Source organism: Pseudomonas sp. 29, from assembly GCF_002754355.1.
GTDB classification, from domain to species: Bacteria; Pseudomonadota; Gammaproteobacteria; order Pseudomonadales; family Pseudomonadaceae; genus Aquipseudomonas; species Aquipseudomonas neuropathica.
This window is the reverse complement of sequence record NZ_PEEY01000001.1, coordinates 3,650,924-3,666,671: the sequence shown is the minus strand read 5'-3', so window position 1 is coordinate 3,666,671 and position 15,748 is coordinate 3,650,924. Positions and strand designations below refer to the sequence as shown.

Genomic DNA, 15,748 nt, shown 5'->3' with positions numbered 1-15,748 from the left:
CTTGCGAGCGCTTTCGCGAGCAGGCTCGCTCCCACCTTTTGAAATGCACTCCACCTGTGGGAGCGAGCCTGCTCGCGAAGAACGATGACGCGGTGTGCCTGGCGGATCAGGCCTGCGGATCCACCCGATCCAGTGCCCGGTTTACCGCCAGCTCGGCCAGCATGATGATCTGCTGAATCGCCAGCGCGGTATTGCGCTCCGGCCGACCCAACTGATCGGCAAAATTACCCGCCAGCGTATTGGCCGAAGCCAGGGATTCGCAGGCATGGGCGAGCAGGCTTTCGGTATCGATTTTCGGATGGATGAGAAACATCGTGCTCGGTTGGTGGGGTTTCGCGGGTTCGGGGCAGAGGTAGAAATCGAGGGCGCGTTTGATGGCCTCGCGGTTTTTGACGAGGTCGTCGCCGCGGATAGCTTCTTCGAGCGGGGTCGTGGGTTCGGTGGGTGGGTCGGGGATCAGTTTGTCCATAACAACTCCTACTTGGCTGAGGAGCCAACCTTTGTCGTTTCCACACGACAAAAGGTGGCAGCTGTACGCAGGGTGGAAAACCGATAAGTAGGCAACCGGCCAGACCGAAGCCTGCCCGCGCACAGCCGCCGCGACACAGTTTGCAGACGAAAGAAGACGCCGACAATGATTGCGGTAGCGATGCAACGCATCTACTTGAAATTCAGGTTTCCACACCCGGTCGCTGAATTGGCAGCGACAGCCAGAGACTAGAGAGCGCACGTCCGACGGACAACCTGAAAACCGTGTGGGAAGGTTCCGGTTATCTGCCACACATTTAAACAGCCAAAAGCCAACCCTCACCCTAGCCCTCCCGAAACTTCGGACCGCCCATAGGGAGAGGGCTGGGCGGGCGGTGTTCCGATGAGGGGCAAATCCACCACAAAACTAAAGCCGAACACCCGCTCTTCACCACTCAATAGGCCGAGTGTCAGCTCGCCTGCTTTTGATCTTGGAGCCCGTCGGCAGGCTGAGTGGAGGGATTGATCCGGGGGTAGGCGCGCAGCGCCGTTCGACGAAGTCGAACACATCGAAAGGAGGTGCAGCGAAGCAAACCGGAAGCGATGCCCCCGGATCGATCCCGGAGCGAAGGAACCCCGAGCCCCAGCGAGCGGGCCGAACGTCAGGGCGCAGACCTTTTGGTTACTTTTGGGGCGTTTGCCAAAAGTGACCCGCTGTAAGAGCGGAACCGTCAGCAGCAACACCCGCAGCAACGGATATTCACCCAAAACCCCAAGAACCTGGTCGGCCCACAGGCCGCCAAGTCAATGCGCCGTAACCCGCTGCCGCGCAGCAGAAGCACTCGGCGAAAGAGCCAAAGCCAACTGCGTCCGATTATGCATATGCGTCAACCGCAACACCTGCGAAACATAAAGCTTCACCGTGTTCTCGGTAATCCCCAACTCACAGGCAATCTGATAATTGGTCTGCCCCTTGCCCACCAACCGCGCCACATCCAATTGCCGCGGCGACAACTGATTGAAAATCTCCGGCATCTCCTGAGCCTCCGCCTCGGCAGGCTCACCGCCCAACACATCACGAACCACCGCCGAAGGACTACGACGCACCTTGTCCAGATCCTGATAAAGGTCATCAATCGACTCAGACAGATACTGCAACTTCTGATTCAAATGCCCCAATTGCAGATTCTTCTGCCGCTCCTGCAGCGCCGCCTCCTGACGCCGCACCCCGTCGAGCAACTCATCCAGATCAATCGGCTTCTGATAATAATCGGCAATCCCGGCACGCAATGCCTTGATCACATCCTGCTTGTCGGCACGCCCAGTGAGCATGATCGCCTCAAACACCCGACGCTTGCCCGCCAAACGCTGCAACGCCTGAATCAGTTGAATGCCATCCATGTCCGGCATGTGCAGATCACTCAGCACCAGACCGATTTCCGCGTCCTCACTGAAACACTCGATCGCCTGCAGACTGGATTCGCACGGCACACAGCGATAACCATTGCTTTCAAGAAACTCGCACAACTCCTCCACGATCAACGGCTGATCGTCGACCACGAGGACTTTTACCGCAGACGTAAGCTTGTTCACGTGCTACTCCATGTCCCAGGCCAAAGCTGACCATTCCTGTACTGCCAGCCTTTGGCTGTATAACCAGTTCATTTGAAAGTAGACGTACTTTCCGACTATGTACATAGAACTAGTGGCGCTTGGCGACTAGTGGATCCAAAGCATAACGAGCACTGCACCGACCAGCACGAACGGTGCAAATGGCAGCTTTTTTGACATGCCCGGGGCCAGATATCGCAGACGTTCTCTAAGCCCTTGACTCATATGGAGCCAGACTCTTGGCGCCAGCAGCATCCAGATCAGGCTGGCGACGCCCGCCCCCATAAATACGCCAAGAATAAACAGACCGTCCGTCGCAAGACCGAGGGCTGTCATTAATTTCACATCGCCGGCGCCCATGCGCCCCATGAAAAAACCCGGCAGGGTCAGCGCCAGCGCGATCAGGCAGGCCCAACCGCCCTGCCCCGCCTCAGCGCCCAGCCAAGTGCTGCCGGTCCACAACAGCCAGATCAGCGCCAGCGCCGCCGCACCGAGCGTCAGCCCATTGGCAATGCGTCGCTGGCGGGCATCTTGCGCCGCGCACAGGCCCAGCCAGATCAGAAGGAGAAAACTGTACATCCGGTAAAAACCGTCCATTTTTGCGGAATGATTCTATGCTGAGACTACGCAGTGACAGTCAGGGTAGACGCACTCATGAAAACCGGCTTTCGCAAGTCGCAAAAAGGTGCGGTGGCGATTGAGTTCGCCTTGGTGTTCATCATCTTTTTCGCCGTGTTTTACGGCCTGGTCAGTTACAGCCTGCCCTTGGTGATGATGCAATCGTTCAATCAGGCCACGTCCGAAGCCGTGCGCCGCAGTGTCGCGGTCGATCCCAACACACCCAACTATTCAACCGTGGTGATCAACACCGCGAATGCCACGCTGACCCAGCAATTATCCTGGATCCGTCCGATCTTCAACCTGGTGGTCGGCGTTGACACCAGTGTCGAATACAGCGCGACGGGCCTACTGACAGTGCAAGTGAATTACCCGGTCAGCAAGCTCAATCAGGTCATGCCGTTTCTGGTTCTGCCGGGCATCGGCACGGTACCCAGCCTGCCCACCTACCTGACCGCCAAGTCGAGTCTGCAATTTTGACGTCGGGAGACAAACTTTTCGGGCGTTTGCTCAAACGCACACCGCCCGCCGCCCATGAGTTGCCCGACCCACTTGGTTCACCCGCAACAGGCTTGCACCTGTACCTGAACGACGACGGTGACGTGCTGCAAATGGCCGGGCCGCTGCGGCATCTGTTGGCGCAGTTCAAGACTCACGATCGACCCTTACCGCTGAGCGCCTATCTGCTGCCGCACAGCACACTGACCATCGAAGGTCGGCCAAGGGAGTGGCAGGGGCTTTTGCTTGATCTCGACTTCTTCGGTCTGGGCGAGCAGACCGTGCACGTGCGTGGCTGGGTTCAACCGCTGGGCGAGGGCTGGCTGATGCAGTTGATCGATATCGCCGACTTGTTGCTCGAACGCCAACAATCGCGCCAGCGTGATGCCTGCCAATTGCTCGCCGGGCAGATCAGCGAACAGTTGCGCGCATGCAGCCAGGCGCGGTTGCCGACGATCGTCTGCGAACAATTGCAAATGATCGCCCAGCGCTGGCACATCCCTTGTCTGGCGCTGGCCTTGCTCGATGATGAGCAGCAGGGCTGGCAGATCTATCGTCAGCATCGCGCCCACGATGCGCCGAACCTGTGGCACGACCAGCAACGTCTGGGCACGCCGCTGGACAGCCTGAACGGTGCCGCGCCGCAACGTGTCGGCGCGCATCAGGGCCTGGATGAACATTCGCGAGTGCAGGTTCTGTTCGGCAGCGCCGAAGGTTTCGCGGTGCCGTATAGCGATGAACACGGTGTGGTGGTCTGGCTACTCTGTGGGTTTTATCCCGTGGACAGCGCCGCACCATACCTGACCGAGCGTGACTGGATGGCACTGCTCGGCGCGCTGGCCGGGCCGTTGCTCGGCCGCCTGCGCGAACAGCAGCATCACTTGCAACTGGAGCGCATCGAAGCGCTGCAAACCCTATTGGGTGCAGGCTGGTGGGAGATTTTGGCAGGCGACAAGCACATTCAACTGGCACCCGCGCTGGCGGCGGTCTTGAACGTGAACCCTGGCGGATTACCGCTGGAAGACTGGCTGACGCAAATCCATCCCGCCGACCGCGACGAGTTGCGCAGCCGTCTGCACGCTTTGCAACAACACGGTGAAGCCCTGACGCTGTCGGTGCGTCTGCACGACGGCAATCCCGCGCAAGCGCCCACGTGGTATCGCGTACAGGGCCAACTGATTGGCAGCGGCGAGCACCGCCGGCTGGTCGGTTTCATGCTCGACATCAGCGACATCCAGAACCAGCAACAACGGGCCGCCGCCGCGCATGCGCGGCTGGACAACCTGATTGCCAGCTCGCCCGCGGTGATTTACGTCCAGCACTACCAAGAAGGCGCGCTGATCCCGGCGTTCTTCAGTGCCAGCCTGCAACCCTTGCTGGGCTGGAACCTTGAGGACTGCAGCGACGGCGCTCTGGTCGAGATGATCCATCCCGAGGATCGCGAGGTGTATTTCGCCCGCAGCCGCCAGTTGCTGCGCGAAGGTTCGGTGCGCAGCCGTTATCGACTGCGCGACCGTCGCGGCGAGTATCACTGGTTGCTCGATGAAGCCCGTCTGCTGCGCAATGACCTCGGCCTGCCGGTGGAAGCGGTCGGTTTGTGGCTGGACGTCACCGAGGCGACCCTGGCAGCCGAACAGGTGAAAAAGAGTGAAGAGCGCTATCGGATTCTGGTGGAAGACTCGCCGGCAATGATCTGTCGCTATCGCCCGGATCTGATTCTGACCTTTGGCAACCGGCCGTTGGCGAAGTATCTGGAATGCACGCCGGAGGAACTGCCAGGGGTCGATCTGGGCAGCTGGATGTCCGAGGAACAACGTACTGCGTTCGTCCAGCGTCTCGCTGCACTGACTGTGGAGCAACCGGTGAGCACCGCGGAAATCAGCCTGCAACTGCCCGGCAGAGAACATGCCTGGTGGGTGTGGTCCGATCGCGGCGTGTTCGATGAGCACGGCCAGTTGATCGAAGTGCAAGCGGTAGGCCGCGACAACACCGAGGTGCGCCGCTCGCAGCAGCAACTCACGCAAAGCGCGAAAATGGCCACCCTTGGCGAAATGGCCACCGGCCTCGCCCATGAAATCAATCAGCCGCTGAACGTGATGCGCATGGCCATCGTCAACGTGCTCAAGCGTCTGGGCAACGGTGATGTGCAGGTCGATTACCTGACCGACAAACTCAACCGCATCGATGCGCAGGTACAGCGTGCAGCGAAAGTCGTCGATCACATGCGCGTATTCGGTCGACGTTCGGAGATCGAGCAGCAACTGTTCAACCCGGCCTCGGCCATTGAAGGCACGCTGTCGCTGCTGGCCGAGGGCATGCGCGGCAAAGGCGTGGATTTGCGCATCAGCGAGACCGGGTTCGAGGTGCAAGTGCGCGGCTACGTCGATCAGCTTGAACAGGTGTTGATCAACCTGATGGTCAACGCGCGGGATGCGTTACTGAGCAAACGCGAGAAGGACTCAAGCTTCAAACCGTGGATCTCAATCTACGCTGAACGTGATGAGCAGCATGTGCGACTGTGGGTCGAGGACAACGGGGGCGGCATCGATCCACGTTTGCTGGAGCGGATTTTCGAGCCGTTTTTCACCACCAAACCCATCGGCGTCGGCACCGGGCTGGGGCTGTCGGTGAGCTACGGCATCATCGACAACATGGGCGGCGAGTTGAGCGTGCGCAACTCGGTGGAGGGCGCGCGGTTCTGCATTGAGTTGCCGGTTGCCGTGGACGCCTAGATCACCAGATAGGCCTTGCCGGTCTGGCCGCAGGTCATGTTGGCACCGACGTCGACATCCATCAGGTTAATGCCCAGGCCTTTGAGCAGGTTGTTCAGCAGCGGGTCGAGCAACGGGCTGACCAGGTTGGTCACCACCGGCAGCAGTTTGCTGGTGACATCACTGATCAACGAGGCAACGCCGGTAACAACGGCACCCAATGGATTGCTGCCCTGGGGTTTGTAGACGATCAGGTTGATCCCCGCGAGGGTGTTCGACAGGCTGCCGACGATGTTACTGGTGGGTGCGGCTGACTGAATGCTTGGGGGTAATTTGAGGTTGGCCGGGGTGGCGAATGGCGTAGCGCTGGAGAACACCAGATCCTGAGTGTTTTGCGCAACGCTGGTGTCGAGCATGATCGCAATGCCGCCAGCGCCGTATTGAATATGGGTGGAGGGGTCGCAAGTCCCGATGCCCAGAATCTTGTGGCAGGTGACGATTCCCAGGTCAACCAACGGTAATGGCGTGACAGTCGGTTCAGCGGCCGAGGAAAAGGCGTTGGCAGGGTCGATCTTGCCGAGTTTGAGGTCGGCAATGGATGTGATGGTGTGGGCAGTCAGGCTTTTCGTGCCTGTTGTCCCGGTTGGGCAGCTGTAATCGGTGACATAGCTTTTCGCGCCACCAGCATCCAGGCTGATGTCAATTTCGGGGGATGGCAAAAGGAGTGGGTCAAGTTGCTGGCAACCGGCGCAGGCGACCGAACTCAGGACTGCTACCAGATTCAGACTCAGGACTGCATTGAGCGTCGGCGTCAGTCCCGCGACCAATCCCAACACCGCATTGGTCAGTCCCGTGACCCCGGACAGCACCGGCAGATTCACTGAGACCAGCGTGCGCACCTGCGCCGTACGCACATAAATCCGGTCCGGCCCGGTCGGATTGACCTTGGCCCGCGCCGGATCGCCAATGGCGGAAAACTGCGGCGGCTCGATCACTTTCACCCGCACCGTGACATTCGCCAGCCCGAGCACGCTGATTGGCAACGTCGCCGCCACCGCACTCTTGCTGTTGGCCAGTTGCACCACGCCTTGAATCAGTTGCAGCAGTTGCAGATTGGCGTCCAGCCCTGCTGCCGTGGTCCCGGTCTGCAATTGCAGGATGTCGCCCAGTTTGACCGGCGCCGCGTTGATCGCCGCCACCTGCAATTGGCCTAGCGCAGTGATCACCTGCGCGGTCGCACCATTGAGTTGCACCACCGTCGCCGCCGCCTGAATCAGTTGCGTCACCGTGGCCTGAGTGTTGAGTAATTGCGTGTAATTGCCGGCCGCGACATTGAGATTGATCGCCAGTTGATCAAGGTATTTCAGCAAGTTGATATCAGTGTTCAGCAAACCGTCCCAGCCTAGCGCGGTGAGATTAACGTTTCCGCCGAGCAGCCCGGAAAACAGCGGATTGAGGATGTTCGACTGGGCTGTATCGATGCTCGCCAGCGTGCTGCGAATATTCAGCTGGGCGACCGTTGGCTGCGGTTTGGCGGCCACCGCCGAGGCATTCAGCGTGGTATTGAGACTGACCGGTGTACCGCTGAACAAGGCTTGTACGCCGCCGGCAAAACTGGTGATCACCGTGCGACTGGCGACGACTTTGACCGCAGCCATTTGCGTGGCATCCACGGCGAACGTGCGTAAACCGCTGGCGGCAGTCACCAGGGTGCCGCACGTGGTGGCGAGGGTGTTGCTGGCGTCGACAACGTAGCCGTTGCGCACGGCGCTTTGCCCGGCGTAACTGGCAGCGCTCAGCCCCGGCAGGCAATTGCCGCCACGACTGACGGCTTCGAGGGCGGCGTTGTCCACCACCCGCTGCAATTTGCGTTGTTCCATGTACAAGCGGCCGGTGTCGACCACCAACAGCAGCATCACCACCGCCAGACTGAGGGTGGCCGCCGCCATCAAGCCAATCGCCCCGCGCTGCCGGGCCGGGCTGGTGAATCGCGAACGAGGCGACATGGCGCACTCCTTTGCCGCAAGCTCCATTGGTGCAGCTGAGTGTAGACGCGCCTAATGGCAACGCACCATTTCAAACAGACAAACATCCCTGCTCGCGAAGGCGTCGTGTCGGATAAATAACAGTTGAATGACACCCGGCTTTCGCGAGCAGGCTCGCTCCCACATCAGAATTTAGGGTGGAACAAAAAATGGGAGCTCAACAGCTCCCACTTTTTAACGGATTCAGCGCGGTGGATAGTTGGCCAGAATCCGCCCGACAGTCTCGCGAATGGCATTGCTGCGATCTTCGGGATTCGGCCTGCTGGCGAGCATCTGTTCATCGCTGCCGCGCCACACCAGTTTGCCGTCCTTGCCGTCGAGCAGGTCGATCTGGATGGTCGCGACCTTGTAGGTGATGTTGCGCGTTTCGTTGTACATCGGCGCGCCCCAGTAGCCGTTCCACGGGCCACCCCAACCGCCACCGTAATTGGTCGTCACTTGCTGCTGACGATCCTCGACGATCAGGTAGGTCTGTACATTCAGGTCACCCTTGCCCCCCGCCGCCGCAGGACGCAAACCGCGCTGGTCGAGCTGATCGGCGACGGCCTGGCGGATGCGCTGTTCGGTCAGGTCGCTTTTGATTCGTGGATCATCGGGGCGATATTGCAGGGCGGGGTCTTTCCAGCTCCAGCTGCGATAGGCGGCAAAGTCGCGGCTGGCATCGAAGTCGTGGTTGACCTGGTTGGCGGCGCAGGCGCTGAGCAGCGCGGCCATGGTCAGTAGAGCGAGACGGCGGAACATGGTTTTTCTCCGGTTGAAGACATGAACCTGCGGCAGCTTCCCGTTGGCAGAAAGCTAACTCGGAGGATACGCCGACATGGCCTTTTCCACAGCTTCGCGGATCGAATCGGTGCGATCGATTTCGCTGCCCTTGTTCGCGGTTTCAGCACTGGCACTCCAGACCGGTTGCCCGCTGCCGGCGTCGAACAGATTGACCTGCACCACCACGACCTGCTCCGAATACGTGCGCACGATCGGCACCGTGTTGTACATGCCATAACCGCGACCATATCGATCGTAGCCGCCGTATCCGCCGTCGTAGTAGCCGTAGTCGTCCTGGACCTGCCGCAAACGGGTTTCCAGCCGCAGATCGGCGCTGACCAACAGGTCGGCCGGGCGGTTGTCGTGCAACGGGCGCAAACCGCGCTGATCGAGGGCATTGCTCACCGCTTCGGCCACTTGCGCCGAGTCCGCCCACGCCGTACCCGGCGGCAACTGCCCGTTGAGCCAGGCCCAACTGCGATAGCGTCCGTAGTCACGCGGCGGCGCCGGGTAAGCGCTACGGTCGAAGGTGGTGGCGGCTTGCGCTGGCGCCGGCGGCAAGGGCCGCGACTGCGCCACGTACGGGTTGCTGCCCTGGCAGGCAGCCAACCCCAGACAGATCAGCAATAACCCGGATTGAGCTTTCATGTCGCGCTCCGATCAGATCGGCCGGCAGATCCAGTGCAAGTAGCGCCCAAGCCCGGCGAAGCTTGGGTGACGGCGGTGAGCGAGCTCCATCTCGAGCAAATCCGCGAGTTCGGCGCGGGCCTGGAATTCCACCGGCATGTAGTCGTGAAAAACCCGGATCCCGCTCTGGGTTTCGACCTGCCACAGGCCTTCGAGTTGCGTTGCCAATTCCCGTGGGTCGAGAGGCTGCTGCGGGGTCAGGCTCTGCTTTTCCCCAGCCATGCTGTTCTTGCGCATTTTCTTGAAATGGCCTTTGAGCAGGTTGCGGTAGATCAGCGCATCGCGGTTGTAGAACGCCAGCGACAACCAGCCGCCGGGCTTGGTGAGTTGGTGCAGCACCGGCAGGATCGCGTGGGGTTCGGCGAGCCATTCGAGCACGGCGTGGCAGATCACCAGATCGTACGGCTCAGTGAGTTGGCCGAGCAGTTCCTGCCACGGCGCCTGGATGAATGTTGCGGTTTGCCCGGCTTCAGCAAAACGCTGGCGCGCGCCTTCGAGCATCGGTGCGGCGGGCTCGGTGAAGGTTACGTCATGGCCGCGCTCGGCCAGCCACAGCGACATGTGGCCAAGACCACCACCGATGTCGAGAACGCGCAACGGACGATCCGGCAGTGCCTCGATTAGGTCGGCCTGCAACACCGCGAGGCGAATCGCGCCTTTGGCACCGCCATAGATTTTTTCGGCGAACCGCGTCGCCAACTGATCGAAATGCCGGTCGCTCATCAGCTGAACCGCCGTTCGCTGTCGGCAAGCTTGGCGCGCACCACTTCATTCATGTCCAGGCCCAACTCGCTGCACAGCAGCAACAGATACAACACGATATCGCCGACTTCCTGCCCGGCGTGGGCGAGTTTGTCGGCGGGCAACTGGCGCGACTGGTCTTCCGTCAGCCACTGGAAGATTTCCACCAGTTCGGACATCTCGACACTGGCCGCCATGGCGAGGTTTTTCGGGCTGTGAAATTGCCGCCAGTCATTACGGTCGCGAATGGCGTGCAGGCGTTCGGTCAGTTCAACAAGGTTCATCGGGTTCTCCTGAAGGCGTATAGCTTCGGGGGGATATCGCCTGAAGGCAAGGGCCGCCGATGCTCTTTGTAGGAGTGAGCCTGCTCGCGATGACGTCGTGTCATTCAACATTGATTTGTCTGACACGACGTCATCGCGAGCAGGCTCACTCCTACAGGGGCGGTGCAAACACTCTATAGTTGCAGGGAACTCGGCCACCCGCGTTGTGGCCCAAGGCTCAGCTCTTTCATCAGGATGCACACATGCAGGTAGAAAGCTTTTTCGAATGGCTCGGGCAGGCGCTCGGTTCAGTCATCCGCTTTATCGTCGATGGCCTCAGTGGTTTGTTCAACATTCTGAGCAATGCCGGTGGCAACTTTGTCGACGGGCTGGCCAAGACGCTAGGGATGGACACCTCGATCATCAGCATCATCGCTCTGATTGTCGGGCTGATGCTGTTGTGGTCGGCGATTCGGGCGTTCATGAATGCGTCGATCATTGCCGGGATCATCTGGTTGTTGCTGGGGTTGTGGCTGCTTAGCTGGATTATTCATTAACCGCTTGAAGAGCCCCTCATCGGAACGCCGCCCGCCTAACCCTCTCCCGGAGGGAGAGGGGACTGAATGGGGGATATTCAAGAGCTACACCGACTTGAGCGAGCTTCAGCGAATCCATAATCGGCACATTCTCTCAGGTCGATGGATGACGCCAGACACCTCGGTCGGCCCCCTCTCCCTCTGGGAGAGGGCTGGGGTGAGGGGGTTGTTTCTGTCAGACACAGCAAATCCTCCATGAATCGTTACAATCCCCGCTCCCCCAAGGAGCCCGCATGTCTACTCTGATCGCCGACTGGCGCGACCGCCCGACGCACCGCAAGGTCTGGGCACTCGCCGCGCCCATGATTCTGTCCAATATTTCCGTACCGTTGGTGGCGCTGGTCGACAGCACCGTTATCGGCCACTTGCCCCACGCCCATCAATTAGGCGCGGTGGCGGTCGGTGCCAGCCTGTACACCTTTCTCGCCTGGGCTATGGGCTTTCTGCGCATGGGCACCACCGGGTTTGCCGCGCAAGCCGCCGGGCGCAGCGACGGTGCGGCGTTGCGGCAGATTCTGTTGCAGGGCTTGCTGCTGGCGATGGGACTGGCACTGGTGCTTGGCACTTTGGGTGTGCCACTGAGTGGTGTTGCGTTGCACTTCATGCAACCGTCGGCGGAGCTGGATCAGCTCACCCGGGACTTTTTCCATACACGCCTGTTCGGCCTGCCGGCGGCGCTGGCCAGTTATGCGCTGGTCGGCTGGTTCCTCGGTACGCAAAATGCCCGGGCGCCGCTGGCGATTCTGCTGACCACCAACCTGATCAACATCGTCCTCAATCTGTGGTTCGTCATCGGCCTGGACTGGGGCGTGGTCGGTTCGGCGCGGGCCTCGGTGATCGCCGAATGGAGCGGCGCCCTGCTCGGCCTGCTGCTGACCCGCAAGTCGCTGCGCGCGTACCCGGGGCACATTGTCTGGGCAGCGCTGAGCATCTGGCAGAGCTGGCGTCCGTTGCTGGCGGTCAACCGCGATATCTTCATCCGCAGCCTGGCGCTGCAATCGGTGTTTTTCCTGATCACCGTACAAGGCGCGCGACTGGGTGATTCGACGGTGGCCGCCAACGCGCTGCTGCTCAATGGCTTGCTGCTGACGGCGCATGCGCTGGATGGTCTGGCCCACGCCGTCGAAGCCTTGTGCGGACACGCCATCGGCGCCCGTGATCGTCTGGCCCTGCGTCGCTCGCTGGTGGTGGCAGGCGGCTGGTCACTGATCGCCAGCCTCGGCTTCGCCATGCTGTTCCTGCTGGCCGGGCACTTGTTCATCGAGATGCAGACTGACATCCAGAGCGTGCGCGACACTGCGTTCGTCTACCTGCCCTACCTCGCCGTGCTGCCGCTGATTGCAGTCTGGAGCTACCTGCTCGACGGTTTGTTCATCGGCGCCACCCGCGCGCGGGAAATGCGCAACGGCATGCTGATCACCGTGGTGCTGTTATTGCCGTTCGCTTGGGCGCTGCAAGGTCTGGGCAATCACGGGCTGTGGATATCTTTTCTGCTGTTCATGGTGTTGCGCAGCCTGACCCTCGGTGCGCAAGCCTGGTGGCTCAAGCGCAACGATGGCTGGTTCAGTGGCGGCGTTCACTGACTCGGCGTGTGGGCGATAAACCCGACCACCTGATCGAGCACCGGCGCCAGACGCCGCAACGGCCGCGACAGGGTCGCCACCAAGGTTATGTGGCTGGGCCGCGAGTAATACAAATCCTGCGCCGGCACACCGGCCTCGCGCAGCTTGCTCGCAAGGCCACCGGTGTTGCGCGTCGGGTTGACCAGATCATCCCGGCTTGCCGCAATCAACAGCGCAGGCGGTGCGCCGCGACTGACATGGTTGATCGGCTGCGACTGCGGCGGTGAATCCGGCCAGAAGAACACCGGGCGCACCTCGGGATTCTTGATCGGCAGAAAATCATACGGCCCGGCCAGACCGATCCAGCCTCGTACATCCTTGGGCGACATGCCCACCGCCGCGAGCCATTCGCTGTCCAGCGCGAGCATCGCCGCGTTGTACCCGCCCGAGCTGTGGCCCATCAGATACAAGCGCTGCGGGTTGCCGGAAAACTCGTGGATATGCGCTTTGGTCCATGCCACCGCACGCGCCCCGTCTTGCAGGAACAGCGGATAGCGCACCTGTGGATACAAACGGTAATCCGCCACCACGGCAACAATCCCTCGGGACGCCAGCGCTTCGCCGACAAAGCGGTAGTCGACGCGCGAACCGCTGTTCCAGCTGCCGCCATAGAAAAACACCACCACCGGCGCGCCGGGCATCGGCTGATGCGGCACATACACGTCGAGCTTCTGCCGCGGATCGTCGCCATAGGCGATGCCCACGGTTTTGGCGTACGTGCTGTCCGGAGTCAACGCATTGAGCAACTGCACCGGCGAACAACCGCCCAGCACCAGCAGCAACACGACCCCCAACCCTTGCCGGAATAAACCTGCCATACGCGCCGAACCTCGCCTCAGGACTGATCGCTGCGCCACTGGCGCCGCACATGGTCAAGCCGCTGCTGTTGGGTCAGACCCACCGGCGGTGGCACCAGCACGGCTCGCGGATGCAGCAAGCGTAGCCATAACCAGCCATCGAGCACGGTGCGGTCACTGAATCCCAGCGTCAGGCCTTGATGCACATGGGAGGCCATCGTCGCGTAATCGGTTCCCAGCGATTGGCACCAGCGCCAGATATGCTGCTCCAGCAAGCAGGTTTGCAGGCGTTCGCGCTGTCGCCGGGTCAGGCTTTCTTCGATACTCAGCGGCTCGACGGCTAGCCCCGGGTTGCGCAACTGCTGCCAGCCCAGACTGCCAATGGCCCGGTCGGCCCAAGTGCCACCGAACCAGCGCAGCTGACGAATCGGCCCGAGCCAGCGGCTCAGCTCAGCGGCATCGCAGGCATCGAAAAAATAGCTCGCGGTCTGCCGGTTGTAATAGCTGAGCAAAGCCCGGTGGTTCAATCCAAACGACACCGTGAGCATGCGCTGCAAGTGACTCAGCAGTTGTTGCGCCGCAACCTCACTGCTCAGCAACAGCCCGCGCCAGGTGTTCGGGTCGCTGTGACACAACGCGGCCAATGCCGGGCAGTCGCGCAGCTCGATCAACACCGGGCCGTGCTCGCTGACCGGTTCGAACTCAGTGCCTTCGAACAGGCTGAAACACTGCACACCGGCAAAAGCCCGGTGCAGGGTCAGCAAGGCCTGCGGTGCATCCGGGCCATCGAGCAACAGCCACTGCGCCATGGGCTCAAGCGCCGCGCCATTCATGTTGCGCCGCTCTGTTCAAGCGCGGTGACCAGTCGGCAACTGCACACCGATTGAGCGCAATGGTTGAAACTGCCGCCGCCGGGGATCAGGCACAACAGCAGCAACGGTTCACCGCAAGTCAGCAGTTGCTGCAAGCCGTCACTCACCAGGCTGTCGGGCAGAGGCAACGGCAGGTCATCATCGGTGTCGGCAACGGCGGATGGCGGCTGCAGCACGCCGCTGATCATCGGCTGATCCGGATCCCCCTCGAAGAAACTCACCACCACCTCGACACCCTCGCTCAGCGCCGCCATGGACACCTGCGTCAGGGACGGCGCAAGCGGTAGCCAACAATGACTCGGGGCGGCCCCTTCGCCCTGATAGAGCCAGTCGAATTGCACCGCCACCGGACGCATCCGGTCAGGCTGCGGCTCATCGACCGCCACCACCCAGGCCCGTTGCAGGCTGTGCATGCGCAGGCGCGATGACGCTGTAGCCGATGTGTACGGCACTTGCACCGTGCCGAACAGGCGGTTGACGTAGGGAGGTTCACGGGATGGATCGGCGCGATGTTCAATGCGTGTGAGCAACCACGGCCGATTGCATTCAGCGAAGGGATGACCGGCCAACCGCAGCCAGTGACCGCTGCGCAACGCTGGCAGTTCACTCTGGCCTTCAGCCCGTTGCACACCCGATAAACTGCTCCCAATTGCACTTTGCAATTGCCATTGCCGCAACGCGGGTGACCTATCTTGCCCGTCGTCCCCGCGCGGATACTGCGCGGCACCGGCCACGGGTAACTGCGCCGGATCATCGGCGAACACCAGGCAATGCCGGTCGCGATCGTGTTCAAAGTAATAGTGAATCCGCGCCTGCGCACACAAGCGCTGGAGCAGTTGCAAATCGGACTCGCGGTACTGCGTGCAGAACGTCCGGGCCGGGTAGCCGCCGGACAGATCGAAGCGGCGCTGGGCACCAACAATCCCGTGCTCCCTGAGCACTTGTTCGATGATCTGCGGCACCGAACGGCCACTGAAGATGCGCTGGCTGAAGCGCAGCGCGAGGCAACCGAGTTTCGGCCCCAGACGGATCCGGCTCAATCTCGAACCCTCTGCGTGTTCATGCTGGACAAGGCTCTGCAATTGCCCGTGCACGCCCTCCCCCGACGGCCCGAAACAGAGGAACGCCGAACGGTATAGCAGGCCGGCGAGATCCAGGTGCGGATCGTCGATCAACACATCGATCTCGAACGCAAAGGATTCGCTGAGGGCTTCGCTACCGGTAAAGGCCAGGACTTCGAAAGGGTCGGACAGGCCCGCTACATCGAGACGAAAGGACGACTCGTTGACTGGTTCGAACATGGGCGGATCTCTACAGGAGGGGCGGTCGGGGATTCTCGCCGAGAGCCATGGCCGAGTAGAGAGCTGAAGTACAACTTAGGAAATGACCTACGCGAAAAGCAGACCGGATGACTTTGCTGGCCGGGAATGCCATGGATTTCGCGAAGATTTTGGGAG

General features: G+C 61.1%; 15 protein-coding genes. 4 read left to right on the top strand and 11 right to left on the bottom strand.

All coding sequences use genetic code 11. The features are described 5' to 3' along the window. Nucleotides 1-106: 106 nt before the first annotated feature. The 3 genes from CLU80_RS16880 to CLU80_RS16870 form a co-directional block, all read right to left on the bottom strand. Complete coding sequence (locus CLU80_RS16880; RefSeq protein ID WP_099757900.1) at nucleotides 107-469, bottom strand: DUF6124 family protein; 363 nt, start codon at nucleotides 467-469, stop codon at nucleotides 107-109. 803 nt (nucleotides 470-1,272) lie between these two features. Further along, nucleotides 1,273-2,061: a response regulator transcription factor gene (locus CLU80_RS16875; RefSeq protein ID WP_093430265.1), complete on the bottom strand. Its 789-nt coding sequence runs from the start codon at nucleotides 2,059-2,061 to the stop codon at nucleotides 1,273-1,275. 126 nt (nucleotides 2,062-2,187) lie between these two features. Further along, entirely contained in the window at nucleotides 2,188-2,658 is a 471-nt protein-coding gene (locus CLU80_RS16870; RefSeq protein ID WP_286079747.1) for a prepilin peptidase, read from the bottom strand. Nucleotides 2,659-2,733: 75 nt separating this feature from the next. On the opposite strand from CLU80_RS16870, the gene CLU80_RS16865 reads away from it, so the two are divergent. Together CLU80_RS16865 and CLU80_RS16860 are read left to right on the top strand one after the other, a co-directional pair. Next, nucleotides 2,734-3,177: a TadE/TadG family type IV pilus assembly protein gene (locus tag CLU80_RS16865; protein ID WP_093430263.1), complete on the top strand. Its 444-nt coding sequence runs from the start codon at nucleotides 2,734-2,736 to the stop codon at nucleotides 3,175-3,177. After that, on the top strand, nucleotides 3,174-5,927 hold the full coding sequence (locus tag CLU80_RS16860; protein ID WP_099757898.1) for a PAS domain-containing sensor histidine kinase: 2,754 nt from the start codon (nucleotides 3,174-3,176) through the stop codon (nucleotides 5,925-5,927). The genes CLU80_RS16865 and CLU80_RS16860 overlap by 4 nt, the downstream gene beginning before the upstream one ends. Here the strand turns inward: CLU80_RS16860 and CLU80_RS16855 are convergent. From CLU80_RS16855 to CLU80_RS16835, 5 genes are all read right to left on the bottom strand, one after another. After that, complete coding sequence (locus tag CLU80_RS16855; protein ID WP_099757897.1) at nucleotides 5,924-7,912, bottom strand: pilus assembly protein TadG-related protein; 1,989 nt, start codon at nucleotides 7,910-7,912, stop codon at nucleotides 5,924-5,926. The two genes, CLU80_RS16860 and CLU80_RS16855, sit on opposite strands and share 4 nt — an antisense overlap. 222 nt (nucleotides 7,913-8,134) lie before the next feature. After that, complete coding sequence (locus tag CLU80_RS16850; protein ID WP_099757896.1) at nucleotides 8,135-8,692, bottom strand: DUF4136 domain-containing protein; 558 nt, start codon at nucleotides 8,690-8,692, stop codon at nucleotides 8,135-8,137. 54 nt (nucleotides 8,693-8,746) lie between these two features. After that, nucleotides 8,747-9,361 (bottom strand): DUF4136 domain-containing protein, encoded by a 615-nt coding sequence (locus tag CLU80_RS16845; RefSeq protein WP_099757895.1) that lies wholly within the window; start codon nucleotides 9,359-9,361, stop codon nucleotides 8,747-8,749. A 12-nt stretch (nucleotides 9,362-9,373) separates the two neighbouring features. Continuing rightward, entirely contained in the window at nucleotides 9,374-10,123 is a 750-nt protein-coding gene (locus tag CLU80_RS16840; protein WP_099757894.1) for a methyltransferase, read from the bottom strand. Beyond that, nucleotides 10,123-10,425, bottom strand: a complete 303-nt coding sequence (locus CLU80_RS16835) for a MazG-like family protein (protein WP_007914625.1) — start codon at nucleotides 10,423-10,425, stop codon at nucleotides 10,123-10,125. The genes CLU80_RS16840 and CLU80_RS16835 overlap by 1 nt, the downstream gene beginning before the upstream one ends. A 242-nt stretch (nucleotides 10,426-10,667) precedes the next feature. On the opposite strand from CLU80_RS16835, the gene CLU80_RS16830 reads away from it, so the two are divergent. Together CLU80_RS16830 and CLU80_RS16825 are read left to right on the top strand one after the other, a co-directional pair. After that, a complete protein-coding gene (locus CLU80_RS16830; protein ID WP_007914623.1) occupies nucleotides 10,668-10,961 on the top strand; it encodes a hypothetical protein in 294 nt (97 codons plus the stop codon). 272 nt (nucleotides 10,962-11,233) lie between these two features. Next, the gene (locus CLU80_RS16825) at nucleotides 11,234-12,583 is read left to right on the top strand and encodes an MATE family efflux transporter (RefSeq protein WP_099757893.1); all 1,350 of its coding nucleotides are present in this window, start codon (nucleotides 11,234-11,236) and stop codon (nucleotides 12,581-12,583) included. Here the strand turns inward: CLU80_RS16825 and CLU80_RS16820 are convergent. Genes CLU80_RS16820 through CLU80_RS16810 form a run of 3 tightly spaced genes read right to left on the bottom strand, consistent with a single transcriptional unit; the run spans nucleotide 12,577 to nucleotide 15,592 of the window. Continuing rightward, on the bottom strand, nucleotides 12,577-13,440 hold the full coding sequence (locus tag CLU80_RS16820; protein ID WP_099757892.1) for an alpha/beta hydrolase: 864 nt from the start codon (nucleotides 13,438-13,440) through the stop codon (nucleotides 12,577-12,579). The genes CLU80_RS16825 and CLU80_RS16820 overlap by 7 nt on opposite strands. A gap of 17 nt (nucleotides 13,441-13,457) precedes the next feature. Then, complete coding sequence (locus CLU80_RS16815; protein ID WP_093430255.1) at nucleotides 13,458-14,252, bottom strand: DUF4123 domain-containing protein; 795 nt, start codon at nucleotides 14,250-14,252, stop codon at nucleotides 13,458-13,460. Next, nucleotides 14,249-15,592, bottom strand: coding sequence for a type VI secretion system Vgr family protein (locus tag CLU80_RS16810; protein WP_099757891.1), 1,344 nt, complete (start codon nucleotides 15,590-15,592; stop codon nucleotides 14,249-14,251). The genes CLU80_RS16815 and CLU80_RS16810 overlap by 4 nt, the downstream gene beginning before the upstream one ends. Nucleotides 15,593-15,748: the final 156 nt, after the last annotated feature.

Coding starts and splice junctions, on each gene's coding strand:
- CLU80_RS16880 (WP_099757900.1), bottom strand. CDS start 469: ATGGACAAACTGATCCCCGACCCACCCACCGAACCCACGACCCCGCTC.
- CLU80_RS16870 (WP_286079747.1), bottom strand. CDS start 2,658: ATGTACAGTTTTCTCCTTCTGATCTGGCTGGGCCTGTGCGCGGCGCAA.
- CLU80_RS16865 (WP_093430263.1), top strand. CDS start 2,734: ATGAAAACCGGCTTTCGCAAGTCGCAAAAAGGTGCGGTGGCGATTGAG.
- CLU80_RS16855 (WP_099757897.1), bottom strand. CDS start 7,912: ATGTCGCCTCGTTCGCGATTCACCAGCCCGGCCCGGCAGCGCGGGGCG.
- CLU80_RS16850 (WP_099757896.1), bottom strand. CDS start 8,692: ATGTTCCGCCGTCTCGCTCTACTGACCATGGCCGCGCTGCTCAGCGCC.
- CLU80_RS16845 (WP_099757895.1), bottom strand. CDS start 9,361: ATGAAAGCTCAATCCGGGTTATTGCTGATCTGTCTGGGGTTGGCTGCC.
- CLU80_RS16840 (WP_099757894.1), bottom strand. CDS start 10,123: ATGAGCGACCGGCATTTCGATCAGTTGGCGACGCGGTTCGCCGAAAAA.
- CLU80_RS16835 (WP_007914625.1), bottom strand. CDS start 10,425: ATGAACCTTGTTGAACTGACCGAACGCCTGCACGCCATTCGCGACCGT.
- CLU80_RS16830 (WP_007914623.1), top strand. CDS start 10,668: ATGCAGGTAGAAAGCTTTTTCGAATGGCTCGGGCAGGCGCTCGGTTCA.
- CLU80_RS16825 (WP_099757893.1), top strand. CDS start 11,234: ATGTCTACTCTGATCGCCGACTGGCGCGACCGCCCGACGCACCGCAAG.
- CLU80_RS16820 (WP_099757892.1), bottom strand. CDS start 13,440: ATGGCAGGTTTATTCCGGCAAGGGTTGGGGGTCGTGTTGCTGCTGGTG.
- CLU80_RS16815 (WP_093430255.1), bottom strand. CDS start 14,252: ATGAATGGCGCGGCGCTTGAGCCCATGGCGCAGTGGCTGTTGCTCGAT.
- CLU80_RS16810 (WP_099757891.1), bottom strand. CDS start 15,592: ATGTTCGAACCAGTCAACGAGTCGTCCTTTCGTCTCGATGTAGCGGGC.